We start from the raw sequence: 23355 nt of genomic DNA, 5'->3' as shown, positions 1-23355 counted from the left end.
GCGGGTGCCCCACCGGAGTGTGAAACGCGATCGACTCGGCGGGTTAACGACGATGGTCTTGGCAAGCCCGTCCCGGAGGCTTACGTTCGTCCCTCTACGACCTTCGTCTACGGGCGTAGAGGCTCTGACGTCCCGTCGAAGGAGCAGCTCATGGCCAACGTCGTACGTGCCGCACTCGTCCAGGCCACCTGGACCGGTGACACCGAGTCCATGGTGGCGAAACACGAGGAGCACGCCCGCGAGGCGGCCCGCCGGGGCGCGAAGATCATCGGGTTCCAGGAGGTCTTCAACGCTCCCTACTTCTGTCAGGTCCAGGAGCCGGAGCACTACCGCTGGGCCGAGCCGGTTCCCGACGGGCCGACCGTGCGTCGTATGCAGGAGCTCGCGCGCGAGACGGGCATGGTCGTCGTCGTGCCGGTCTTCGAGGTCGAACAGTCCGGTTTCTACTTCAACACCGCCGCCGTGATCGACGCCGACGGCTCCTACCTCGGGAAATACCGCAAGCACCACATCCCCCAGGTGAAGGGCTTCTGGGAGAAGTACTACTTCAAGCCCGGCAACCTCGGCTGGCCCGTCTTCGACACGGCCGTCGGCAAGGTCGGCGTCTACATCTGCTACGACCGGCACTTCCCCGAGGGCTGGCGGCAACTCGGCCTCAACGGGGCCCAGCTGGTATACAACCCGTCCGCGACCCACCGTGGCCTCTCCGCCCACCTCTGGCAGCTGGAACAGCCCGCGGCCGCCGTCGCCAACGAGTACTTCGTCGCCGCGATCAACCGCGTCGGCGTCGAGGAGTACGGGGACAACGACTTCTACGGGACGTCGTACTTCGTCGACCCGCGCGGAAAGTTCGTCGGCGAGGTCGCGAGCGACAAGGACGAGGAACTCGTTGTCCGCGACCTCGACTTCGACCTGGTCGAGGAGGTCCGGCAGCAGTGGGCCTTCTACCGTGACCGCCGTCCCGACGCCTACGACGGGCTGGTGCAGCCATGAGCGAACTCCACGCCCGCCATCGCAACGTCCTGCCCGACTGGCTCGCCCTCTACTACGAGCACCCGCTGGAGATCACCCACGGCGAGGGCCGGCACGTGTGGGACGCCGAGGGCAACAAGTACCTCGACTTCTTCGGCGGCATCCTCACCACCATGACCGCGCACGCGCTGCCCGAGGTCACCAAGGCCGTGAGCGAGCAGGCAGGGCGGATCATCCATTCGTCGACGCTCTACCTCAACCGGCCCATGGTCGAACTCGCCGAGCGCATCGCCCACGTCAGCGGCATCCCCGACGCCCGGGTCTTCTTCACCACCTCGGGCACCGAGGCCAACGACACGGCCCTCCTGCTCGCGACGACCTACCGGCGCAGCAACACCGTCGTCGCGATGCGCAACAGCTACCACGGCCGTTCCTTCAGCGCCGTCGGCATCACCGGCAACCGCGGCTGGTCGCCGACCTCCCTGTCCCCCCTCCAGACGCTGTACGTGCACGGCGGGGTGCGGGGCCGTGGCCCCTTCGCCGGTCTCGGCGACGCGGAGTTCATCGACGCCTGTGTCGCGGACCTGAAGGACCTCCTCGGCCACACCCGCGCGCCCGCGGCCCTGATCGCCGAGCCGATCCAGGGCGTCGGCGGGTTCACCTCACCGCCGGACGGCCTGTACGCGGCCTTCCGCGAGGTGCTGGACGAACACGGGATCCTGTGGATCGCCGACGAGGTGCAGACCGGCTGGGGCCGCACCGGCGAGCACTTCTGGGGCTGGCAGGCGCACGGTCGCAACGGTCCGCCGGACATCGTCACGTTCGCCAAGGGCATCGGCAACGGCATGGCCATCGGCGGTGTCATCGCCCCCGCGGAGATCATGAACTGCCTGGACGCCAACAGCATCTCCACGTTCGGCGGCACCCAGGTCACCATGGCGGCCGGCCTCGCCAACCTCTCCTACCTCCTGGAACACGACCTCCAGGGCAACGCCCGGCGGGTCGGCGGCCTGCTCATCGAGCGGCTGCGGGCCGTCGCCGCCCAGGATCCGGGGGTACGGGAGGTGCGCGGGCGCGGGCTGATGATCGGCGTCGAGCTGACCAGGCCCGGCACCGACCGGGCGGACCCGGACCGGGCGGCCGCCGTACTGGAGGCGGCCCGCGCCGGCGGGCTGCTGATCGGCAAGGGCGGCGGCCACGACACCAGCGCCCTGCGCGTCGCCCCGCCGCTGTCCCTGACGGTGGCGGAGGCCGAGGAGGGCGCCGCCGTCCTCGAAGGCGCGCTGAGGAGCACGCAGTAGCGCAGGTCTGAGCAAGGGAACGCAACGCCATGACCCTCACCCAGGAGCCCTGGGGGGCCGTAGACCCCCTGGAACCCGCCCTGTCGGTCCGTCAGGTCCTGGCCCTGGAAAGGGTGCTGGCCGGGGAGCCCGAAGTGGTGGCCGGCGCGGGCCAGCTCGACCGGCCGGTGCGCTGGGTGCACGTCGCCGAGGCCTCCGACGTCGGCGTGATGCTCAGCGGCGGCGAGATGGTCCTCACCACCGGAGTGCTGCTCGCCGGTGACGAGAACGCGCAGACCGAGTACATCCAGTCCCTGCACCGCGCGGAGGCCGCGGCCGTGGTGCTGGGCCTCGGACGGGCGTTCCCCGCCACCCCGGGAGTGATGCGGCGCGCCGCCGAGCGGTGCGGGCTGCCCATGGTCGTGCTGCACCGCCCCTTCCCCTTCGCCGAGTTGACGGAGGAGGTGCAGTCCCGGCTGGTCCGGCGCAAGTTCGCCGCCGTCAGCCTGTCGGAGGCCGTACGCACCGCCCTCACCGGACTGATCACCGCGGGCGCCCCGCTCCAGCTGCTGCTCGACGTGATCGCCCAGCACGCTGCCTGTCCCGTCGTCGTCACCAACCTCGCCCACCGGGTGCTGGCGACGGCGGGGGAGCGGTCGGCGGTCGACGACGTGCTGCGGGACTGGGAACGCATCGCCCGCCAGGCATGGGGGCACCACCCAGGCCGTTCAGGCACTGGGGGAGGCAGCCAGGGCGACGGCTGGATCCGCGCCGAGCTCGGCGGACGCGGCGAGCGGTGGGGGCAGATCATGCTCTGCGGCCACCGCGGCGACACCGCGGGCGGACGGCTGCTCGCCGACCGGGCCGCCGAGGCCCTCGTCCTGCACCGCATGCTCGGCGGCACCTCCGCCCACACCTGGGAGGAACAGTCCGCGCAGAGCCTGCTCACCGACCTGGTCTCCGGTGTCGTACCGGCCAGGCAACTGCTGCCCCGGGCCCGGGCCGCCGGGCTCCCGGTCAACCGGCGCACCTTCGTCCCGCTCGTCGTGCGCGACGGCGATCCCGGCCAACTGGAGCGGATGCTGCGCCTGTTGGGAATGCCCGGGCTGGTCGCCGAGCTCGCCGACGGAGCCACCGCCGTGCTGCTCAGCCTCGCCCGCGACCAGGACGCCGAGGCACTCGCCGCGCACTTCGCGGCCCGGCTGCGGACCGAGTCGGGCGAGAGCCGCACGGTTGTCGCGGCGGCCGACCCGCGCACCGTCTGGGACGACGTGTCCGCCGGGCTGCGCGAGGCCCAGCATGTCGCGGACGCCGTGGCCGACTCCTCGGCCGCCCTCGACCTCCCGGCCGTCGTCCGCCTCAAGGACGTCCATCTGCGCGGACTGGTCCGGCTGCTGCGCGACGACCCGCATGTGCAGTCGTTCGCCGAACGGGAGCTGGACGGGCTGCTGTGCGCGGCAGGGGACGACCTGCTCGCCGTCCTGCGGACCTATCTCTCGACCGGCCGCAACAAATCCCGCACCGCCCAGCTCCACCACGTCTCGCGGCCCGCGCTGTACCGCCGGCTGGAGGCGATAGAGGGACGGCTCGGCGTGGACCTCGACGACTTCGAACAGGCCGCCTCGGTGCACATCGCGCTCCTCGCACACGATGCGCAGCAGAGCTGACCGGGCTGCGGGCAACACCCTCGAAACACAGGACGACCAGGGAAAACGGTGGTGAAACATGGGTCCGGGAAGACGTGACACGGTGGCACGCCGGACGCCCGCAGGCGTGACACCGTGCAACTCAAAGCGGACCGGCCGGCTTCCTAGGCTCCTCGTACACCGAGCGACCGGAGGTCCCGATGAGCAGAGTGATCCGTGCCGCCGTCTTCCAGACGGCCTGGACCGGCGACAAGGAATCGATGATCCAGGTGCACGAGCAGGCGGTCCGCGACGCGGCCGCGCAGGGTGCTCAGGTCCTGTGCTTCCAGGAGCTGTTCTACGGACCGTACTTCTGCCAGGTCCAGGACCCGCAGTTCTACGAGTACGCCGAACAGATCCCGGACGGCCCCATCGTGAAGCGTTTCCAGGCGCTCGCCAGGGAGCACGGCATCGTCCTGGTGCTGCCGATGTACGAGGAGGAGCAGCCGGGCGTCCTCTACAACACCGCCGCCGTGATCGACGCGGACGGCTCGTACCTCGGCAAGTACCGCAAGCACCACATCCCGCAGGTGAAGGGCTTCTGGGAGAAGTTCTACTTCCGGCCCGGGAACGTGGGCTGGCCGGTCTTCGAGACGGCCGTCGGCAAGGTCGGCGTCTACATCTGCTACGACCGCCACTTCCCGGAGGGCTGGCGCGCGCTGGGACTGGAGGGCGCGGAGATCGTCTTCAACCCGTCGGCGACCTCGCGCGGACTGTCCGCGTACCTGTGGCAGCTGGAGCAGCCGGCGGCGGCCGTCGCCAACGAGTACTTCGTCGGCGCGATCAACCGGGTCGGCGTCGAGGAACTCGGCGACAACGACTTCTACGGGACGTCGTACTTCGTGGACCCGGAGGCGCAGTTCGTCGGGGAGGTGGCGAGCGACAAGGAGAGCGAACTCGTCGTCCGCGACCTCGACATGGCCAAGCTGCGCGAGGTGCGCGACCGCTGGCAGTTCTACCGGGACCGCCGTCCCGACGCCTACCCCCCGCTGACCGCGCCCTAGTCGGCCGCGGCCGTCGCCGGTCCGGTGCACGGGGGCCGGACCGGCGGCACCCCTCAGGCACGACACCAGTGTTGAACACGGCAGGAGAGGGAGAATGAGCAGCCGAACCGTCATCCGGGGTGGTCTCGTCATCACCGCGTCCGACGAGATCCACGCCGACGTCCTGATCGAGGACGGCCGTATCGCCGCCCTCGCGGCCTCCGGTACCCCGGCCGCCGGGGCCTGGACCGCCGAGAGGGTCGTCGACGCCACCGGGAAGTACGTGATCCCGGGCGGGGTCGACGTCCACACCCACATGGAGCTGCCGTTCGGCGGCACCTTCGCCTCCGACACCTTCGAGACCGGTACCCGGGCGGCCGCCTGGGGCGGCACGACGACGATCGTCGACTTCGCCGTGCAGAGCGTCGGGCACAGCCTGCGCGAGGGCCTCGACGCCTGGCACGCCAAGGCCGAGGGCAACTGCGCGATCGACTACGGCTTCCACATGATCGTCTCCGACGTGAACCAGGACACCCTGAAGGAGATGGACCTGCTGGTGGAGGAGGGCGTCACCTCCTTCAAGCAGTTCATGGCCTACCCCGGCGTCTTCTACAGCGACGACGGCCAGATCCTGCGCGCCATGCAGCGCTCCGCCGACAACGGCGGACTGATCATGATGCACGCGGAGAACGGCATCGCCATCGACGTCCTCGTCGAACAGGCGCTGGCCCGCGGCGAGACGGACCCGCGCTACCACGGCGAGGTCCGCAAGGCGCTCCTGGAGGCCGAGGCCACCCACCGCGCGATCAAGCTCGCCCAGGTCGCCGGAGCCCCGCTGTACGTGGTGCACGTGTCGGCGATGGAGGCGGTCGCGGAACTGGCGCGGGCGCGCGACGAGGGGCTGAACGTCTTCGGCGAGACCTGCCCGCAGTACCTGTTCCTGTCGACGGACAACCTCGCGGAGCCCGGCTTCGAGGGCTCGAAGTACGTGTGCTCGACGCCGCTGCGCCCCAGGGAGCACCAGGCCAAGCTGTGGCAGGGCCTCAGGACGAACGATCTCCAGGTCGTCTCCACCGACCACTGCCCCTTCTGCTTCGTGGGCCAGAAGGAACTCGGCAGGGGCGACTTCTCGAAGATCCCCAACGGTCTGCCGGGCGTCGAGAACCGGATGGACCTGCTGCACCAGGCCGTCGTCGACGGGCACATCAGCCGCCGCCGCTGGATCGAGATCGCCTGCGCCACCCCGGCCCGCATGTTCGGCATGTACCCCAAGAAGGGCACCATCGCCCCGGGCGCCGACGCCGACGTCGTCATCTACGACCCGCACGCCGAGCAGACCGTCTCCGCCGAGACCCACCACATGAACGTCGACTACTCGGCGTACGAGGGCAAGCGGCTCACCGGCCGCGTCGAGACGGTCCTGTCGCGGGGCGAACCCGTCATCACCGAGCGGGAGTACACCGGACACGCCGGTCATGGCGTCTACACCCCGCGCTCCACCTGTCAGTACCTCAACTAGGAGCAAGGCACATGGACTTCGGACTTGTCCTCCAGACCGACCCCCCGGCCTCGAAGGTCGTCGAGCTGATGAAGCGCGCCGAGGACAACGGCTTCACCTACGGCTGGACCTTCGACTCGGCCGTGCTCTGGCAGGAACCGTTCGTGATCTACAGCCAGATCCTGGCTAACACGAGCAGGCTCACTGTGGGCCCCATGGTGACCAACCCCGGCACCCGCACCTGGGAGGTCACCGCCTCCACCTTCGCCACCCTCAACGACATGTTCGGCAACCGCACGGTGTGCGGCATCGGCCGCGGCGACTCCGCCATGCGCGTCGCGGGCCGCGCCCCGAACACGCTCGCCCGGATCAGCCAGGCCATGAAGGTCATCAGGGCCCTCGGCTCGGGCGAGGAGGCCGACCTCGGCGGCACCGTCGTCCGGTTCCCCTGGATCAAGGACGACGCCCGGCTCCCCGTCTGGATGGCCGCCTACGGCCCGAAGGCGCTGAAGATGACCGGCGAGGAGGCCGACGGCTTCATCCTCCAGCTCGCCGACCTCTACCTCACCGAGTACATGGTGAAGGCCGTCAAGGACGCGGCCGTCGCCGCCGGCCGTGACCCCGACGAGGTGAGGATCTGCGTCGCCGCGCCGGCGTACGTCACCGAGGACGACTCGCCCGAGGCGCTCGCCCACGCGCGTGAGCAGTGCCGGTGGTTCGGCGGAATGGTCGGCAACCACGTGGCCGACCTCGTCTCCAAGTACGGCGAGCACTCGGCCGCCGTACCGGACGAGCTCACCGACTACATCAAGTCCCGCGAGGGGTACGACTACTCGCACCACGGGCGGGCCGACAACCCCGACACCGCGTTCGTGCCCGACGAGATCGTCGACCGGTTCTGCCTGATCGGACCGGCCGAGAAGCACATCGAGAAGCTGACCGCGCTGCGCGAGCTCGGCGTGGACCAGTTCGCCGTCTACGACATGCACGACGCGCGGGAGGCCACCATCGACGCCTACGGCACGACGGTGATCCCGGCCGTCAACGGCTGACCTGCGCACCCGGACCGCCGTAGGGCCCGGCGGCCCCCCGGCACACCGCTCGACTTCCCCTCCCCCCACTCCAGTTCTCCCCTCCTCCGCACCTCGGAGGAGGGGGCCCGGAGACCCCGCACGGCCTTTCCGGATCCGCCCCTCGTTTGATTGGCCTGCCCATGACCGACACCGCTCCCACGGCCATACCGCCGACCTCTCAAGTCACCCTGGCCGACGGCCGGGTGGAGATCGCCCCTGGTTCGCCGCAGCCCAGCGGCCCCTACGCCAACGAGGACCTGCTCCCGGTCCCGGTGGAGAAGCGCACCTGGACCACGTACAACTTCTCCGCGCTGTGGGTCGGCATGGCCCACAACACGGCGTCGTGGACACTGGCCTCCGGTCTGATCGCCGTCGGCATGGACTGGAAGCAGGCGGTGCTCACCATCGCCCTGGCCAACCTCATCGTGCTGGTCCCGATGCTGCTCACCGGGCACGCGGGGCCGAAGTACGGGATCCCCTTCCCGGTCTTCGCCCGCGCCTCCTTCGGCGTCCGCGGCGCCAACCTGCCCGCCGTCGTACGGGCGTTGGTGGCGTGCGGCTGGTTCGGCATCCAGACCTGGATCGGCGGTGAGGCGATCTACTTCCTCGCCGGGAAGCTGATCGGCAACGGCTGGTCCGACGCCGGGAAGATCGGCGGCTACGCCTGGACCATGTGGCTGTCGTTCGCGATCTTCTGGGCGCTCCAGGTCGCGATCATCTACCGGGGCATGGAGACGATCCGGCGCTTCGAGAACTGGGCGGCGCCCTTCGTGCTCGTCGGCGCGCTGGTGATGCTGGTCTGGATGAGCGACAAGGCGGGCGGATTCGGGCCGTTGCTCGACCAGCCCTCCAAGCTCGGCTGGGGCGGCGACTTCTGGAAGCTGTTCTGGCCGTCCCTGATGGGCATGATCGGCTTCTGGTCGACGCTGTCGCTGAACATCCCCGACTTCACGCGGTACGGGAAGTCGCAGAAGGCACAGACCTGGGGACAGGCTCTCGGTCTTCCCACGACCATGACGCTGTTCGCGCTGCTGTCGGTGATGGTCACCTCCGGTTCCCAGGCGGTGTACGGCGAGACCATCTGGGACCCGGTACAGCTCGCCGCGAAGACGGACAATGTCTTCGGCCTGCTGTTCGCGCTGGTCACCGTGCTGGTGGCGACCCTGTCGGTGAACGTCGCGGCCAACCTGGTCTCGCCGGCCTTCGACTTCTCCAACGTCGCTCCCCGGAAGATCAGTTTCCGTACCGGCGCCCTCGCCACCTGTGTCCTCGGGGTGCTGATCTTCCCGTGGAAGCTGTACTCCGACCCGCAGGGCTACATCTTCACCTGGCTCGGGCTGGTCGGCGGTCTGCTGGGCACCGTCGCCGGCATTCTCATCGCCGACTACTGGGTCCTGCGCCGCGGCAGGCTCGACCTGACCGACCTGTACCGCGCGGGAGGCCGCTACTGGTACGACGGCGGCTGGAACTGGCGGGCCGTGGTGGCCTTCCTGACCGGCGGAGTGCTGGCCGTCGGCGGCGCCAGCTTCAAACCGCTGATCGACGGACGGCCGATCCCGGCGCTGGAAACCCTCGCCGACTACGGCTGGGCGGTCGGACTCGGCACCTCGATGGTGCTGTATCTGGCCCTGATGCTGCTGGCGCCCCCGCGGCAGGAGCGGGAGGACGCCGTCTGACCCGTGGCACGCCGACGGGAACGAGAAACGGCCGGAAGAGTGAACTGCCTCTTCCGGCCGTTTCTCGTACGCCGTTCAGCTCTTGCCGCCGTCCCGCGGGGCGTTCAGCTCTTTTTGCCGTTCACCAGGGCGGCGACCACTTCCTTCGCCGCCTTGATCGCACCCTTGTTGATCTCGTCGGTGCTGGGCGCCTTCTTCGTCTCGAAGTCGCTGCCGTTGTAGTTGACGATGACCAGCGCGTTGGACACCTGGGCGATGACGATGCCCTCACGCGTCTGCTGCTTGTCCTGCGTGGTGAGGTTCACCACCGAGTAGGCCGCGTCGCCGAGCCCGGGCACCGCCCCGCCGCCGCTCTTCTCAGCGGTGCGCTCCTTGTACGAACTCTGTGCCGCCTGGTCGGAGTCCGTGAGCTCGAAGGAGACGTCGAGCCACCGGTAGTCGTACCCCTTGAGCGCGTTCCAGGAGCAGGTGCGGCGCAGGGCGGTGTCCGTCGACGGGATCTCCTTGCCCGCCGCCTTGGCGCCCGGCACGAGGGCGGCGACCGTCTTCGCGGTCACGCCGGTGCAGGGGGCGGGCGCCGCGGAGTACGTCTTGGACACGGCCGTGGTGGAGGGGCCGGACGACTTCTCGGACTCGGTCTTCCGCGTGTCCTTGGCCGCGGTGTCCTGCGTTTCGGTGAGCGGGCCCGAGGACATCGCCCAGCCCGCACAGGCGAGCACGACCACGGGGGTCAGACGCGCGGTGAGGGCGAGCGGCAGTGGAAGAGAGCGCACGACGCACTTTCGTGGGGGACGGTGCGGACGGAGTCCGCAGTGCGGACAAGGACGCCAGTCTCACACGACTGCCTGTGGGGCGGAAGCGAAAACTCGCTGTGTGCACGGGTGGTGACGAAGGGCCGCGCCAGCTCCCCGGCATTGCCGGGTAATTGGCGCGGATGTGCAGAAAAAGGTCATCAGTGCCGGCCGTACGATCGCCGGACCGGCCGCCGCGCAGTGAGGAGCGTTTCCGTGTTCACCACCCGCCCCACCCTTCAGGGGACCTTCGGCATGGTGTCCTCCACGCACTGGCTGGCCTCGCAGTCGGCGATGGCCGTCCTGGAGGGCGGCGGCAACGCCTACGACGCGGCCGTGGCCGGAGCCTTCGTGCTGCACGTCGTCGAACCGCACCTCAACGGGCCTGCGGGCGAGGTCCCCGTCCTCCTCGCCCCGGCCCGTGGCGAGGTGCAGGTGCTGTGCGGACAGGGAGTGGCGCCTGCGGGTGCGACGGTCGCCCACTACCGGGCGCTCGGCCTGGACCTCGTCCCCGGCACGGGGCCGCTGGCCGCGGCCGTGCCCGGCGCGTTCGACGCCTGGATGCTCCTGCTGCGCGACCACGGCACCAGGTCCCTCGACGAGGTGCTGAAGTACGCCATCGGGTACGCCGAGCACGGACACGCGCCCGTGGAGAACGTCGGCGCGACCGTCGCGACCGTCCGGGAACTGTTCGAGACGGAGTGGACGACGTCGGCGGAGGTGTACCTGCCGGGCGGGGAGCCGCCGCGTCCCGGCACCCTGCTGCGCAACCCCGCCCTCGCCGCCACCTGGAAGCGGCTGCTCGCCGAGACCGCCGGAGCGGGCGACCGGGAGGCGCGGATCGACGCCGCGCGGGAGGTCTGGCGCACCGGGTTCGTCGCCGAGGCGCTCGTCCGGCAGGCCGCCCGGCCCACCCTGGACACCAGCGGGGAGCGGCACACCGGCACCCTCGAGGCCGCCGACCTCGCCGCCTGGTCCGCGTCCTACGAGGCCCCGGCGACCCACGACTGGAACGGCTGGACCGTGTGCAAGGCCGGCCCCTGGAGCCAGGGCCCGTCCCTCCTCCAGCAACTCGCCCTGCTCCCGCCCGAACTGCCCGCGTACGGCTCCGCCGACTACGTCCACCTCCTGATCGAGGGCTGCAAGCTCGCCATGGCCGACCGCGAGGCCTGGTACGGCGACGCGGCCGACGTCCCGCTGCGGGAACTGCTCGCCGACGGCTACAACGCGGACCGGCGGCGGCTGATCGGCGACAAGGCGTCCTGGGAGCTGCGGCCGGGCAGCCCCGGCGGGCGTAGCCCGCGGCTCAGCACGCACGCGTACACGGTCGTCACCGACGACCCTGCCTCCGGTCCGATGGGCGCCGGTGAGCCGACGGTCGCCAAGAGCCCGACGTCCCCCGTGCCGGGCGAACCGCAGACCGGGCCGCAGGGGGCCACCCGCGGCGACACCTGCCACCTCGACGTCGTCGACCGCTGGGGCAACATGGTCGCGGCCACGCCCAGCGGCGGCTGGCTCCAGTCCAACCCGGTCGTGCCCGAGCTGGGCTTCCCGCTCGGCACCCGGCTCCAGATGACCTGGCTGGAGGAGGGCCTGCCGAACTCGCTGACGCCCGGACGCCGCCCCCGCACCACCCTCACCCCCTCGATCGCGCTGCGCGACGGCGTGCCGGTGCTGGCGTTCGGCACGCCCGGCGGTGACCAGCAGGACCAGTGGCAGCTGCACTTCCTGCTGGCCGTCGCCCTGCGCGCGCGGGTGCGTGGCGGCCTGGACCTCCAGGGCGCCATCGACGCCCCGAACTGGCACAACGACGGCTTCCCCGGCTCCTTCTATCCGCGCGGCATGCGGCCGGGCAGCGTCACCGTCGAGTCCCGTATGCCGGCGGAGGTGGTGCGGGAGCTGCGGCGGCGCGGTCACGACGTCACCGTCGGCGACCCGTGGTCCGAGGGCCGGCTCTGCGCGGTGGCCCGCGACCCGGACACCGAAATCCTGCTCGCGGCGGCGAACCCGCGCGGGATGCAGGGATACGCGGTCGGCCGCTGACCCGGGAGCGCGGTCGTTCGCGGGGCGAGTGCGTGGAGGCCGCTCTCCGCTTCTTCATCCCGATTCCACCCGTGATGCACCGGGCGGGTGGGGATTGTCAGTGGGGCGTGCTCTCATGGAGGCATGATCGAAGACACGGAAACCATCGACGAGTTTCTCGCCCGCCACTCGACCGACGTGGAGGAGGCGGTCCGCAAGGTCGCCGCGGCCGAGATCATGCCTCGTTTCCGCCGGCTCGCCGCGCACGAGATCGAGCAGAAGGCCGGACCGCACGACCTGGTGACGGACGCCGACCGCAACGCCGAGCTGTACCTCACGCAGGTCCTCGGCGCCCTCCTGCCCGGCTCGGTCGTCGTCGGCGAGGAGGCGGTGCACGCCAACCCGGCCACCTACGAGGCGATACAGGGCGACGCCCCCGTCTGGATCGTCGACCCCGTCGACGGGACACGGCAGTTCGTGCACGGCAACGACGGCTTCTGCACGCTGGTGGCGCTCGTCCGGCACGGCGTCCTGCACGCCTCCTGGACCTACGCTCCGGCCCGTGACCAGCTGGCCACGGCCGTCCGGGGCGGCGGCGCCTTCCTGGACGGCGAGCGCCTGTTCGCCGGCCCGCCCGAGCCCGGCCGCGACCTGAGGGTGGCCACCTCCCACCCCGACTACACGACCGAGGACCAGAAGCGTGCCCTGCTCGCGCTGCGGACGGACGGGGTCGCACCGCGTGCGTGCGGGTCGGCCGGGCTCGAGTATCTCGCCATAGCCCGGGGCGAGTCGGACGCGACGGCGTTCTCCTGGGAGGCGGCCTGGGACCACGCGGCCGGACTGCTGCTGGTCGAGGAGGCGGGCGGCGCCCACCTCACGCTCACGGGCGAGCCGTTCCGTGTCACGGGCGGCAACTCACTGCCGTTCACGGCGGCCCGGGACGCGGCGACGGCCCGCCGGGTGGCGGGACTGCTGGCGGGCACCGGTCCCCTGACGGGCTGACGGGCTGACGGGCTGACGCGCACCCCCGGGGAAGCCCCGGTTCCGACGGGGGCGTCCGGGGGACGGTTTCGACCCGCGATGTTTCGAGGGCCCCGCGCCGCCGGTGTTGTCGTACCCCCGGCATATCCTGCATGCCGGGGCCACCGGTCTACGGAGGTCACCGGCTGACGAAGGGGTCGAAGTGCCGTCGATGCTCGATGCGGTCGTGGTGGGAGCGGGGCCCAACGGGCTGACCGCGGCGGTGGAGCTGGCCAGGCGCGGCTTCTCCGTGGCGCTGTTCGAGGCGCGGGACACCGTGGGCGGAGGAGCCCGCACCGAGGAACTCACCCTGCCGGGCTTCCGCCACGACCCGTGCTCCGCCGCGCATCCCCTCGGCATCAACTCACCCGCGTTCCGCGCGCTGCCCCTCGAGCGGTACGGCCTGGAGTGGCTGCACGCCGAGCTGCCGATGGCCCACCCCTTCCTCGACGGCAGTGCCGCGGTGCTGTCGAGGTCGGTCGCCGAGACGGCCGCCTCCTTCGGGCCGCGTGACGCGGGCGCGTACCGCCGCCTGGTCGAGCCCTTTCTGCCCAAGTGGGACACACTGGTCCGCGACTTCATGTCACTGCCCCTGACCGCGCTGCCCCGCGACCCGGTCACGCTGGCCCGTTTCGGCCTGGTCGGCCTGCCCCCGTCCACCTGGCTCAGCCGCCGCTTCCGTGACGAGCGGGCCAAGACCCTGTTCGCCGGTCTTGTCGGGCATGTCATGGCCCCGCTGAGCGGGTTCGCCACCGGCGCCGTCGGACTGGTCTTCGCCCTCGCCGCGCACGCCCGGGGCTGGCCGGTGGCCCGCGGCGGCTCCCAGTCGCTCTCGGACGCGCTCGCCGCCTACCTCGAGGACCTCGGTGGCAGCGTTCACACCGACTACGAGGTCAAGCGCCTCGACGACCTGCCCCCGGCCCGCGCCTATGTCTTCGACACCTCACCCACGGCGCTCGGCCGCATCGCCGGCTTCGGCGACTACTACGGGGGATACCGGTACGGCCCCGGCGTCTTCAAGATCGACTACGCGCTCGACGGCCCGGTGCCGTGGACCGCGAAGGAGGCCCGTGCAGCCGGCACCGTGCAGATCGGCGCGGACAGCGCGGAGATCGGCGCCGCGCTGCGAGCGGCCTCCCGGGAGGGCCGGGCGCCCGACAGGCCATTCATGATCACGGTGCAGCCCAGTGTCGTCGACCCCACCCGCGCCCCGGCCGGAAAGCACGTCTTCTGGGCGTACGGCCATGTGCCCAACGGCTGGACCGGCGACCTCACCGACGTCATGGAACGCCAACTGGAGCGCTTCGCCCCCGGGTTCCGCGACCGGGTCCTCGCCCGGCGGACCGCGGGCCCCGCCGAACTCGCCGCGCACAACGCCAACTACGTGGGCGGAGACATCGCCACCGGCGCGGTCTCCGGGCTCCAGATCCTGCTGCGGCCCAAGCTGACGGCGTTCCCCTACGCCACTCCGCACCCGGCGGTCTTCCTCTGCTCGTCGGCGACCCCGCCCGGCCCGGGCGTGCACGGGATGTCGGGTCACAACGCGGCGAAGGCGGTGTGGCGCAGGCTGCGGCAACAAAAGTGACGGGGCGGCGCGTTCCCGTTGGTATACACACAGCCATGACCACGATCACCTTCGTCCGGGGCGACATCACCCGCCAGTCCGTGGACGCCATCGTCAACGCGGCCAACTCCTCCCTGCTCGGCGGCGGTGGCGTCGACGGCGCCATCCACCGCCGGGGCGGCCCCGAGATCCTCGCCGACTGCCGCCGCCTGCGCGCCTCCCACTACGGCAAGGGCCTCGCCACCGGCCGGGCGGTCGCCACGACCGCCGGTGAGCTGGACGCGCGCTGGGTGATCCACACCGTGGGCCCGGTGTACAGCGCCACCGAGGACCGCTCCGAGCTGCTGGCCTCCTGCTATCGCGAGTCGCTGCGGGTCGCGGACGAACTCGGCGCCCGGACCGTCGCCTTCCCGGCCGTCTCCGCGGGCATCTACGGCTGGCCGATGGACGACGCCGCCCGCATCGCCGTGGAGACGGTACGGGTGACGCAGACGGCCGTCGAGAAGATCACGTTCGTCCTCTTCGACGAGCGGGCGTACGACGCGTTCGCCGCCCAGCCGCACTGAAGCGCCCCGGCACGACTCCGCCGGCCGCCGGCCCGGGGTGCACCGGCGCTCGAGGTGCACGGTGCTCGGCTGTTCAGCGCTCGGGTTCCTCGTCGCGCTCGGGTGGTGCGGGCCGCTCACAGCGCTCGCGCCGCTCGGGCTGAACGGTGCGCGGGCTGAACGTTGCTTCGGGCTGAACGGTGCTGGGGCTGTTTCACTGTGCTCGGGTCGCTCGCCGCGCACGGTGCTAGCGCCGCACCGTGTTCGGCTGTTCAGGCGCTCGGGTCCGTCATCGCGCTCGGGCCGTGCGGGCCGCTCACAGCGCTCGCGCCGCTCGGGCTGAACGGTGCGCGGGCTGAACGGTGCTGGGGCTGTTTCACTGTGCTCGGGTCGCTCGCCGCGCACGGTGCTAGCGCCGCACCGTGTTCGGCTGTTCAGGCGCTCGGGTCCGTCATCGCGCTCGGGCCGTGCGGGCCGCTCACAGCGCTCGCGCCGCTCGGGCTGAACGGTGCGCGGGCTGAACGGTGCTGGGGCTGTTTCACTGTGCTCGGGTCGCTCGCCGCGCACGGTGCTAGCGCCGCACCGTGTTCGGCTGTTCAGGCGCTCGGGTCCGTCATCGCGCTCGGGTCGCGCGGGCCGCTCCCGGTCGCTCGCGCCGCTCGGGCCGCTCATGGCGCCGGGGTCACCCGGTGCCCCCGTGCTCGGGCTGGTCGCGGAGTCCGGGCCGTATCCGGTGCTCGGGCTGCTCCGGTGCCGAGGCGCTGCGTGGCGCGGTGGCGCGGGGTCGTTTGGAGGCGGGCTGGATTCTCGCTCGCACGGGCGTCCACGGCCGTGGCCCGTGGTGCCCGGGTCTGCAACGCTCGACCGGAGATACAGCGGGCCGGGAGAAACCGTCGCCGGTCTCTCGAAATCCCTGAGAGGGAGTTCCGCATGCCCAACTCCGCGTTGTCCGTTCACCGCCCCCTCGGCGCCGACCCGGCGCAGGAGGACGAGGAAGCCGCCCTGGGCACCCTGCTGCGCCAGTTGGTGCTGGCCGTCGGCCCGCTCAACGTGCTCCAGGCGGGATGCCCGCACGAATCCCTCGCCGTCCAGCTCGCGGCGGCGCTGAACGAGAACGGGCGGGGCCGGGTCATGTGCTGCGACGCGGACACCGCGCGGTCGCAGAGGGCGGCAGCGGCAATCGAGCGGGCGGGCCTGACCGGGTACGGGCAGGTGCGGTCCGGCAGCCCCGAGCGGGTGCTGCCTTCCGTGCCCGGGCCGGTCGATCTGCTGCTGCTCGGCGGTGTGCCGGAGTCGCATCTGCCGCTGCTCAGACTGCTGGAACCCCGCATGCTGCCGGGAGCGGTGGTCCTGGCGTACGGAGTACGCCGTTTCGCCACGCGGTGCGCGGAGTTCCTGGCGCACCTCCGGCTGCCCGGCAGCGGCTACGTCTCGCTGCCCCTGCCGTTCGGCGCCGGCCTGGAGATGGCCGTCCGCGCCTCCTGACCACCGTCGTGTCGCCCGCCACCGCACCCTGTGCGACCGAGAGGAGCGATGTGTCAAGCCCTGCCGTCCCCCAGTCCCTCGCCGAGGGGCGCCCCCCTCCGATGACCGTCCCGACCGCCGTCCCGACCGCCGTCCCGTCGGGCGGCCAGGCCGGCGACCCGGCCGGTGACACCCCGTCCGACGTGCCGCCGGGCAGGGACCCGGCCGCGATCACCAGCGCCCTCGACCTGCTCCGGCTGATCCACCACCGCCCGGCCCCGTACGGCGGACCCGGTCACGGGCCCGCCGGCCGCGCCGGCGCCCGCAGCGACGCGGAGAACCGCTGATGGCGCCGGGAACCGTGCGACAGGCACTGGTCCGTTACTGCCTGCGTCCGGTACTGCGCTCGCTGATCGCCTACGGAAGCATGCACGTCGCCACCTTCTGGCATCCCGAACTCGGCCCCGCCCCCTGGCCGCCCGCCGACCCGCCCGACGGGCCGGGCCCCTCCGGCGACCGTCCTCCCTCCAGGACGTCTCGAGCACGGTTCCAGAGCGAACCGGAAGCCTGGCGCTGACACCCCCTGCGACCTTTCCGAGGAGAGCTGCGATGAGCGATGAACGACTGGTCGGCACCTGGACCACCCAGCTGGACGACGACGGCAAGGCCGTCCCCGGGCTGGTCTCCTTCTCGGCCGACGGCGGGGTCGTCTCGACCCAGCTGAACACCAAGAACATCGGACTGGGCACCTGGAAATCCACCGGCCCGGGCACCTTCGAGTACGGGTTCCACATCCTCGCGGCGGACCCCGAGGGCAACCATGTGGGCGAGGCCCATGTCCGGGTGGAGGGCGAGTTCGTCTCCGACACCCGCTGGCAGGGCTCGGGCGGCGCCAAGTTCTACGACCCGCAGGGCGCCGAACTGCGCGGCCACGCCGGTTCCAAGGTGACCGCCGACAAGTTCGGCGTCGACGACTGATGCTGCGCGATCGCCTGCGGGGCGAACTGGTCGAGCCGTCCGACCCCGGCTTCGCCCTGGCCCGACAGCTCCAGAACACCGAGTACGACACGGTCCGGCCGCACGCGGTCGCCTACTGCGCCGGCGAGGACGACGTCGTCGCCTGTCTCCGCCATGCGCGGGAGCAGGGACTGCGGGTGCACATCCGGGGCAACGGCCACAGCATGAACGGCTGGTCGACCGGCGAAGGGCTCGTCGTCGACCTGTCCCGGATGAACCACGCCGTGGCCGACGGACCGCACGTACGGCTCGGGGCCGGCGTCCAGTCCCTAGACGCGCTGGCCTCCCTGAAGCCGCAGCGCCGCCAGATCGTCACCGGCACCTTCCCCACCGTGAGCGTGGGCGGGTTCCTGACCGGCGGCGGCATCGGCTGGCAGACCCGGAGGTTCGGCACCGGCAGCGACCGGATCGCCGCGGCCCGCGTCGTCCTGGCCGACGGCCGCGTCGTGCGCTGCTCCGCGGCCGAGGAGCCCGACCTGTACTGGGCGCTGCGCGGCGGCGGCGGCGGCAGCTTCGGAGTGGTCACGGAGTTCGAGGTGCTGCCGGTCGACGCCCCGACCCTGACCGCCTTCGAGACGCTGTGGGCGTACGAGGACGCGGTCGACGTCCTGACCGCCTGGCAGGAGTGGTGCGTCAGCGGGCCGGAGGAGCTGGGAACCTCCCTGGTCGTGCTGCCCGGCATGTTCGGCCCGGGCGGCCGTCCGGTGGTCCGGGTGTGGGGCGTCCACCTGGGCGCGCCCGCGCAGGCGGAGGCGGAGCTCGACGCCCTCACCGAGCGGGCCGCGGCCAAGCCGCTGAGCCGGACCGTCGGGGCCCCGGGCCCGTACGCCGACGTCATGCACGAGGCGCTGTGCGGGTCGCTGACCGTGGCACAGTGCCACCGGACCGGCACGGGCGAGGAGGCCGAGGGCCACCGCCACCCCTACACCCGGCAGAGCTACCGGCTGACCGGACGCGCCGCCACCCGGGCGGAGTCGGCGGCCCTGCTGGACGCCTGGGACCCGGCGCTGGACCAGGAGGGCCGGGAGCGGTACCTGCTGTGCATCGCGGTGGGCGGCGCGGCCAACCGGGTGTCCCCGACGGCCACGGCGTACGCGCACCGGGACGCCCAGTTCCTGATCGGCTATCAGATGGCCTGTCGTGACCTGGCGGCCGACCCGGGCGCACCGGGCCGCCTCACCGCCTGGGCCGACCGGGCGGCCGCGGCCCTCGAGCCGCTGGCCTGCGGCTCGTACGTCAACTTCCCCAGTTCGCGGGTGGGTCAGGACTGGGAGAAGGACTTCTTCGGCGAGAACCGGGCGCGTCTGCGCGAGGTGAAGCGGGCGTACGACCCGGACGACTTCTTCCGGCACGCGCAGAGCATCGGCGGCCGGCCCCTGACGACCAAGGCGGCTTCATGAGGACGGATCTGCACGACAAGGTGGTGCTCGTCACCGGGGCCTCCTCGGGGATCGGCCGGGCCACGGCGGTGACCTACGGCGCCGAAGGGGCCCGGGTCGCGATCACCTACCACACCAACGAGGCGGGCGCCGAGGAGACCGCCAGGCTGGTGACAGAGGCGGGCGGCACGCCCCTCGTGGTGCGCTACGACCTCGCCGACGAGCAGTCCGTGCGGGACGCCGTCGGCCGGGTCGCCGAGGAGTGGGGCGGCCTCGACGTCCTGGTGGCCAACGCCGTGGTGTGGAGCGAGGCGATCCCGCGGCCCGGCAGGCCCGTCCCGCGCTTCGAGGACGTACCGGCGAAGCAGTGGCAGGAGGTGCTGCACACGTCCGTCGAGGCGGTCTTCCACACCGTGCAGGCGGTCCTGCCGGAGATGCGCGGGCGCGACTGGGGCCGGATCGTGCTGATCGGCGCGGGTCTCGCGGACGCGGGCAAGCCGGGCGCGGGCGCCTACGGCGCGGGCAAGTCGGCGCTGTTCGGCCTGATGCGCAGCCTCGCCTGGGAGCTGGGCCCCGAGGGCATCCTGGTCAACATGGTGGTGCCGGGGCAGACCGCCACCGAGACGGTACGGGCGAACGTGCCCGCCGCCTTCCTGGAGGAGAAGGGCAAAAGCCTGCCGTCCGGCCGGATGTCCGAGCCGCAGGACGTCGCCAACGCGGTGGTCTTCCTCGGTTCCGCGGCCAACGGCAACAGCAACGGCGAGACCCTCCGGGTCACGGGCGGGGCATGACCCGTTCGCCGCCCGACGAGCCCCGCCGTTCTCGAGGGATCTTCCAACCCCTCTCGAGAACGGCGGGGCTCAATGGCGTGCGTCGGGATACGACTCAGGAGGCACGACATGACGGAGACCACCAGTCCACCCGCCGGGAGCCAGGCGCCGGCCTATCCGATGACCAGGCGCTGCCCGTACCAGATGCCGGTGGGCTATGAGGAGTTGCGCGAGCGCGGCCCGCTCACGAAGGTCACCCTGTACGACGGACGCCAGGTGTGGCTGGTCACCGGGAACGAGGTGGGCCGGGCCCTTTTCCCCGACCCGCGGCTCTCCTCCGACGTCCTGCACCCCAACTACCCCTTCCTGGCGCCCCGGATCGCCGCCCAGACACAGCAGCGGGCCGCGCCGCCGCTGGTGGGCGTGGACGATCCCGAGCACGGCCGGCAGCGGCGCATGGTGATCCCCGGCTTCGGTATCCGCCGGGTGGCGGCACTGCGTCCCGAGATCGAGCGCATCGCGGAGGGGCTCGTCGACGAGATGCTCGACCGGGGCAGCCCCGCCGAACTGCTGGCCCACTACGCGCTGCCGCTGCCCTCGGCGGCGATCTGCGCGCTGCTCGGTGTGCCGTTCGAGGACCGCGGCTACTTCGACGAGCGTTCCCGGCACGTCCTGTCCTCCTCCGGGGAGGGCGAGGCCGAGCTGGCCCGCACGGCCTTCACCGAGATCCTCGGCTACCTGCACGACCTGATCCGCCAGAAGGAGAAGCAGCCGGGCGACGGCCTGATCGACGAGCTGATCGCCCACCAGCTCGAGGACGGCTCGGTCGACCACCACGAACTCGCCATGATCTGCTCGCTGTTGCTGGTGTCGGGCCACGAGACCACCGCCAACATGATCGCGCTGGGCACCGTGACCCTGCTCGAACACCCCGAGCAGCTGGAGCTGTTGCGGGCGGACGAGGCGCTGCTGCCGGGCGCCGTCGAGGAGTTGATGCGGTTCACCTCGATCGGTGACGTGCTGATGCGGGTGGCGGCAGAGGACATCGAGATCGCCGGGCAGACCATCCGGGCCGGCGACGGCGTCGCCATGTCCACCATGCTGATGAACCGCGACCCGCACGCCTGGGACGACCCCGACGCCTTCGACATCCGGCGCTCCGCCGGCCGTCACGTCGCGTTCGGCTACGGAATCCACCAGTGCATCGGGCAGAACCTCGCCAGGGCGGAGATGGAGATCGCCTTCCGCACCCTCTTCCGGCGCATCCCCGGCCTGAGGGTTCCGGTCCGCTCCGACCGGTTGCCCCTCAACGCCCCCTACGTGCTCCAGGGCGTCGCCGAACTCCCGGTGGAGTGGTGAACGCGGGCCCGGGGCTGAGCATCAGCATCGCCACGGACCGCTGCATCGGCGCCGCCCTGTGCGCGCTGACCGCACCGGAGGTGTTCACCCAGGACGACGACGGTGTCAGCCGCCTGCTGCCCGACGGACCGCAGCGCGCCCGGAGCTCTCCGGTCCGGGAGGCGGCCAGGGCCTGCCCGGTCCAGGCCATCACCGTCTCCGAGGACTGACCCTGCCCGTCCCGTCGTTCCCGCGCCGCCCGGTCGAGGAGTCTTCGACGGGGCTTCGAGAACGGCGGGACAGGGTGTCGGCCATGGAGATTCGCAGCCTCGACGGTGACGACCCGGCGACCATCGCCACCCTCCTCCCGGGCTTCCGGGAGACCATGCGCCTGGAACTGCCCACGGATCCGCCGGTGACACAGGCGCTGCTCGCGCGGCTGTTCCAGCGCCGCCACGGGACGACGCGGATCGTCCTCGCCGCCTTCGACGCGGGCGTCCCGGCGGGAGTGCTCAAACTCGGCCTCGACCTGGGCGATCCGACGGGCCCCGGGCACGGCTCCCTCTGGGTGTTCCCCGGCTTCCGCCGCCGCGGCGCGGGCCGGGCTCTCGCCGCGGCGGGCCGCAGCGCCCTGCGTGACCTGGGGCGCGGCCCGCTGCTGGTGGACGCCCCCAAGGGCGAGGCCGCCGAACGCTTCGCCGACGGCCTCGGCGCGGACCGTACGGGCGAGACCGTGCGCAACCGGCTGCGGCCGGCCGGTCCGGCCCGCGCGCTGCTCGAAGCCGCGGCGGGCCGGCCGGTGCCCGGCCACCACCTGGCGCACTGGGACGGCGCCTGCCCCGACGACCTCGTCGAGTCCTACGCCCGTGCCTGGAGCGGCCTGGACGAGCGGGTCAACGGCCAGGCCCGGGTGCGCCGTCCGTCGGTCGCCGACGTACGGGCGCGCGAGGCGGAGGCCGCGCGGGCGGGACACCGGCCCCTCGTCACGGCGGCGCTCGCCGAGGACGGCGGCATCGTCGCCTACAGCACCCTCTTCGTACGGGACAGTCCGATGGCGGACGCGGGCGAGACGCTGGTGCTGCCGGGGCACCGGCGACGGGGCCTGGGCACCTGGGTCAAGGCGGAGCTGCTGCTGCGGGCGGTGCGGGAGAACGGCCACCTGGCGCTGGTCCAGGTCTTCAACGACGTCGACAACACCGCAGTCGTCGCGCTCAACAGGCGGCTCGGATTCGAGGCCGACTCCCACTGGACGACGTACACCCTCAAGGTCTGAGCCCCGACCGATCCCCCTCACCCCTGCACCACCCGGAGACCGATCCCCCTCACCCCTGCACCACCCGGAGACCGATCCCGCACCGCACCGCACCCGAGCCCGACGCGAGTACATCCGAGAGGACCTCATGACCACTGTCAGCCCCGCCGGGCAGCGTGAACGCAACGCCGAACTCGTCGGCGCCCTGTACGACGTGCTGTACCGCGAGCACCGGTTCGAGGAGGCCGGCCGGTTCCTGCACCCCGACCTCGTCGACCACGACCCCTCGGCCGGGCCGGGAACGGACCGTCTCGTCGGCCACTTCAGGACGCTGACCGGCCACTTCCCGGGTCTGCGCGCGGACATCGACCACCTGGTCGCGGACCACGACCGGGTCATGCTGTTCGTGACCTGGACCGGACGCACCCGCTCCGGCGAGGACGTCCGCCTGCACACCGCCGAGCTGTACCGCACCCACGACGGCCGGATCGCCGAACACTGGAACGTCACCGACCGGGACGTGCTCGCCGCACACGGCGTGGACGGGCTGGAGGGCGACGGCGAGCAGCCGTCCGCACCCGGTCTGCACGGCCCGCACAGCGAAACCGAGAAGGCCAACGCCGACCTGGTGCTCGGGGCCTACCGCGAGGTGTTCAGCGAGCACAAGCTGGACCGCGCCGACGCCTACTACCACCACGACTACCGCCACCACAACATGCGCACCGCCGCGGTGCCGGACGGGCTCGAGGCCTTCAAGGCGTTCTTCGCGGACAACATCGCGGCCTTCCCGGACCTGGTGACCACCGTCGACCACATCGTCGCCGCGGGTGACCGGGTGATGGTCTTCGTGACGTGGACCGGCACCCTCACCGGGGCGTGGAGCGGCGGCGGCCCCTCCGACCGGCCGCTGCGGATGCGCACCTGCGACCAGTTCCGGATCGAGGACGGCAAGGTGGCCGAGCACTGGGAGGTCGTCGACTACCTGGCGCTGCGCCGGGCCGGACTGCCGACCCCGTGAACGCCGGC

22 protein-coding genes are annotated in these 23355 nt (G+C 71.9%); 21 read left to right on the top strand and 1 reads right to left on the bottom strand.

The features are described from left to right. The first annotated feature begins 150 nt into the window (after positions 1 to 150). The 7 genes from OHS71_RS08260 to OHS71_RS08230 all read left to right on the top strand — a co-directional run bounded on the left by OHS71_RS08260 (position 151) and on the right by OHS71_RS08230 (position 9167). A complete protein-coding gene (locus tag OHS71_RS08260; RefSeq protein ID WP_328478350.1) occupies positions 151 to 993 on the top strand; it encodes a nitrilase-related carbon-nitrogen hydrolase in 843 nt (280 codons plus the stop codon). After that, positions 990 to 2273 (top strand): aspartate aminotransferase family protein, encoded by a 1284-nt coding sequence (locus OHS71_RS08255; RefSeq protein WP_328478348.1) that lies wholly within the window; start codon positions 990 to 992, stop codon positions 2271 to 2273. Before OHS71_RS08260 ends, OHS71_RS08255 begins: the two co-directional genes overlap by 4 nt. Positions 2274 to 2302: 29 nt before the next feature. Beyond that, positions 2303 to 3919, top strand: coding sequence for a PucR family transcriptional regulator (locus OHS71_RS08250; RefSeq protein WP_328478346.1), 1617 nt, complete (start codon positions 2303 to 2305; stop codon positions 3917 to 3919). Positions 3920 to 4098: 179 nt separating this feature from the next. Continuing rightward, the gene (locus tag OHS71_RS08245; protein WP_328478344.1) at positions 4099 to 4941 is read left to right on the top strand and encodes a nitrilase-related carbon-nitrogen hydrolase; all 843 of its coding nucleotides are present in this window, start codon (positions 4099 to 4101) and stop codon (positions 4939 to 4941) included. A 94-nt stretch (positions 4942 to 5035) separates the two neighbouring features. Beyond that, a complete protein-coding gene (gene hydA, locus OHS71_RS08240) occupies positions 5036 to 6439 on the top strand; it encodes a dihydropyrimidinase (protein WP_328478342.1) in 1404 nt (467 codons plus the stop codon). Between the two features lie 11 nt (positions 6440 to 6450). After that, a complete protein-coding gene (locus tag OHS71_RS08235; protein ID WP_328478340.1) occupies positions 6451 to 7470 on the top strand; it encodes a TIGR03842 family LLM class F420-dependent oxidoreductase in 1020 nt (339 codons plus the stop codon). A 161-nt stretch (positions 7471 to 7631) separates the two neighbouring features. Continuing rightward, on the top strand, positions 7632 to 9167 hold the full coding sequence (locus OHS71_RS08230) for an NCS1 family nucleobase:cation symporter-1 (RefSeq protein WP_328478338.1): 1536 nt from the start codon (positions 7632 to 7634) through the stop codon (positions 9165 to 9167). Between the two features lie 104 nt (positions 9168 to 9271). On the opposite strand, the gene OHS71_RS08225 is transcribed toward OHS71_RS08230, so the two are convergent. Further along, the gene (locus OHS71_RS08225) at positions 9272 to 9940 is read right to left on the bottom strand and encodes a hypothetical protein (protein ID WP_328478336.1); all 669 of its coding nucleotides are present in this window, start codon (positions 9938 to 9940) and stop codon (positions 9272 to 9274) included. Between the two features lie 234 nt (positions 9941 to 10174). On the opposite strand from OHS71_RS08225, the gene OHS71_RS08220 reads away from it, so the two are divergent. The 14 genes from OHS71_RS08220 (at position 10175) to OHS71_RS08155 (ending at position 23347) form a co-directional block, all read left to right on the top strand. Further along, positions 10175 to 12001 (top strand): gamma-glutamyltransferase family protein, encoded by a 1827-nt coding sequence (locus OHS71_RS08220; RefSeq protein ID WP_328478334.1) that lies wholly within the window; start codon positions 10175 to 10177, stop codon positions 11999 to 12001. 123 nt (positions 12002 to 12124) lie between these two features. After that, a complete protein-coding gene (locus OHS71_RS08215; RefSeq protein WP_328478332.1) occupies positions 12125 to 12982 on the top strand; it encodes an inositol monophosphatase family protein in 858 nt (285 codons plus the stop codon). 190 nt (positions 12983 to 13172) lie between these two features. Then, on the top strand, positions 13173 to 14585 hold the full coding sequence (locus OHS71_RS08210; protein WP_328478330.1) for a phytoene desaturase family protein: 1413 nt from the start codon (positions 13173 to 13175) through the stop codon (positions 14583 to 14585). A gap of 35 nt (positions 14586 to 14620) precedes the next feature. After that, positions 14621 to 15130 (top strand): O-acetyl-ADP-ribose deacetylase, encoded by a 510-nt coding sequence (locus OHS71_RS08205; RefSeq protein ID WP_328478328.1) that lies wholly within the window; start codon positions 14621 to 14623, stop codon positions 15128 to 15130. A gap of 909 nt (positions 15131 to 16039) precedes the next feature. Further along, on the top strand, positions 16040 to 16594 hold the full coding sequence (locus OHS71_RS08200; protein ID WP_328478326.1) for a class I SAM-dependent methyltransferase: 555 nt from the start codon (positions 16040 to 16042) through the stop codon (positions 16592 to 16594). Between the two features lie 101 nt (positions 16595 to 16695). Then, complete coding sequence (locus OHS71_RS08195) at positions 16696 to 16920, top strand: hypothetical protein (protein WP_328478324.1); 225 nt, start codon at positions 16696 to 16698, stop codon at positions 16918 to 16920. Beyond that, positions 16920 to 17150 (top strand): hypothetical protein, encoded by a 231-nt coding sequence (locus tag OHS71_RS08190; RefSeq protein ID WP_328478322.1) that lies wholly within the window; start codon positions 16920 to 16922, stop codon positions 17148 to 17150. The genes OHS71_RS08195 and OHS71_RS08190 overlap by 1 nt, the downstream gene beginning before the upstream one ends. 32 nt (positions 17151 to 17182) lie before the next feature. Continuing rightward, positions 17183 to 17551: a hypothetical protein gene (locus tag OHS71_RS08185; protein ID WP_328478319.1), complete on the top strand. Its 369-nt coding sequence runs from the start codon at positions 17183 to 17185 to the stop codon at positions 17549 to 17551. Beyond that, complete coding sequence (locus tag OHS71_RS08180; RefSeq protein WP_328478317.1) at positions 17551 to 18990, top strand: FAD-binding oxidoreductase; 1440 nt, start codon at positions 17551 to 17553, stop codon at positions 18988 to 18990. The genes OHS71_RS08185 and OHS71_RS08180 overlap by 1 nt, the downstream gene beginning before the upstream one ends. Then, entirely contained in the window at positions 18987 to 19760 is a 774-nt protein-coding gene (locus OHS71_RS08175; RefSeq protein ID WP_328478315.1) for an SDR family NAD(P)-dependent oxidoreductase, read from the top strand. Before OHS71_RS08180 ends, OHS71_RS08175 begins: the two co-directional genes overlap by 4 nt. Positions 19761 to 19868: 108 nt before the next feature. After that, a complete protein-coding gene (locus tag OHS71_RS08170) occupies positions 19869 to 21098 on the top strand; it encodes a cytochrome P450 (RefSeq protein WP_328478313.1) in 1230 nt (409 codons plus the stop codon). A gap of 14 nt (positions 21099 to 21112) precedes the next feature. Beyond that, positions 21113 to 21307: a ferredoxin gene (locus OHS71_RS08165; protein ID WP_443047159.1), complete on the top strand. Its 195-nt coding sequence runs from the start codon at positions 21113 to 21115 to the stop codon at positions 21305 to 21307. An 83-nt stretch (positions 21308 to 21390) separates the two neighbouring features. Continuing rightward, positions 21391 to 22350 (top strand): GNAT family N-acetyltransferase, encoded by a 960-nt coding sequence (locus OHS71_RS08160; RefSeq protein ID WP_328478309.1) that lies wholly within the window; start codon positions 21391 to 21393, stop codon positions 22348 to 22350. 127 nt (positions 22351 to 22477) lie between these two features. Further along, entirely contained in the window at positions 22478 to 23347 is an 870-nt protein-coding gene (locus tag OHS71_RS08155) for an ester cyclase family protein (protein ID WP_328478307.1), read from the top strand. The last annotated feature ends 8 nt before the right edge of the window (positions 23348 to 23355 follow it).

The organism is Streptomyces sp. NBC_00377, assembly GCF_036075115.1.
Classification (GTDB): domain Bacteria; phylum Actinomycetota; class Actinomycetes; order Streptomycetales; family Streptomycetaceae; genus Streptomyces.
Note: the sequence above shows the minus strand (reverse complement) of the source record. Positions and strands in the feature narration are given on the sequence as shown.

Bases quoted from the DNA above. Each gene is read 5' to 3' on its own strand.
- OHS71_RS08260 (WP_328478350.1), top strand. From the start codon at position 151: ATGGCCAACGTCGTACGTGCCGCACTCGTCCAGGCCACCTGGACCGGT.
- OHS71_RS08255 (WP_328478348.1), top strand. From the start codon at position 990: ATGAGCGAACTCCACGCCCGCCATCGCAACGTCCTGCCCGACTGGCTC.
- OHS71_RS08250 (WP_328478346.1), top strand. From the start codon at position 2,303: ATGACCCTCACCCAGGAGCCCTGGGGGGCCGTAGACCCCCTGGAACCC.
- OHS71_RS08245 (WP_328478344.1), top strand. From the start codon at position 4,099: ATGAGCAGAGTGATCCGTGCCGCCGTCTTCCAGACGGCCTGGACCGGC.
- hydA (WP_328478342.1), top strand. From the start codon at position 5,036: ATGAGCAGCCGAACCGTCATCCGGGGTGGTCTCGTCATCACCGCGTCC.
- OHS71_RS08235 (WP_328478340.1), top strand. From the start codon at position 6,451: ATGGACTTCGGACTTGTCCTCCAGACCGACCCCCCGGCCTCGAAGGTC.
- OHS71_RS08230 (WP_328478338.1), top strand. From the start codon at position 7,632: ATGACCGACACCGCTCCCACGGCCATACCGCCGACCTCTCAAGTCACC.
- OHS71_RS08215 (WP_328478332.1), top strand. From the start codon at position 12,125: ATGATCGAAGACACGGAAACCATCGACGAGTTTCTCGCCCGCCACTCG.
- OHS71_RS08210 (WP_328478330.1), top strand. From the start codon at position 13,173: ATGCTCGATGCGGTCGTGGTGGGAGCGGGGCCCAACGGGCTGACCGCG.
- OHS71_RS08205 (WP_328478328.1), top strand. From the start codon at position 14,621: ATGACCACGATCACCTTCGTCCGGGGCGACATCACCCGCCAGTCCGTG.
- OHS71_RS08200 (WP_328478326.1), top strand. From the start codon at position 16,040: ATGCCCAACTCCGCGTTGTCCGTTCACCGCCCCCTCGGCGCCGACCCG.
- OHS71_RS08195 (WP_328478324.1), top strand. From the start codon at position 16,696: ATGACCGTCCCGACCGCCGTCCCGACCGCCGTCCCGTCGGGCGGCCAG.
- OHS71_RS08190 (WP_328478322.1), top strand. From the start codon at position 16,920: ATGGCGCCGGGAACCGTGCGACAGGCACTGGTCCGTTACTGCCTGCGT.
- OHS71_RS08185 (WP_328478319.1), top strand. From the start codon at position 17,183: ATGAGCGATGAACGACTGGTCGGCACCTGGACCACCCAGCTGGACGAC.
- OHS71_RS08180 (WP_328478317.1), top strand. From the start codon at position 17,551: ATGCTGCGCGATCGCCTGCGGGGCGAACTGGTCGAGCCGTCCGACCCC.
- OHS71_RS08175 (WP_328478315.1), top strand. From the start codon at position 18,987: ATGAGGACGGATCTGCACGACAAGGTGGTGCTCGTCACCGGGGCCTCC.
- OHS71_RS08170 (WP_328478313.1), top strand. From the start codon at position 19,869: ATGACGGAGACCACCAGTCCACCCGCCGGGAGCCAGGCGCCGGCCTAT.
- OHS71_RS08160 (WP_328478309.1), top strand. From the start codon at position 21,391: ATGGAGATTCGCAGCCTCGACGGTGACGACCCGGCGACCATCGCCACC.
- OHS71_RS08155 (WP_328478307.1), top strand. From the start codon at position 22,478: ATGACCACTGTCAGCCCCGCCGGGCAGCGTGAACGCAACGCCGAACTC.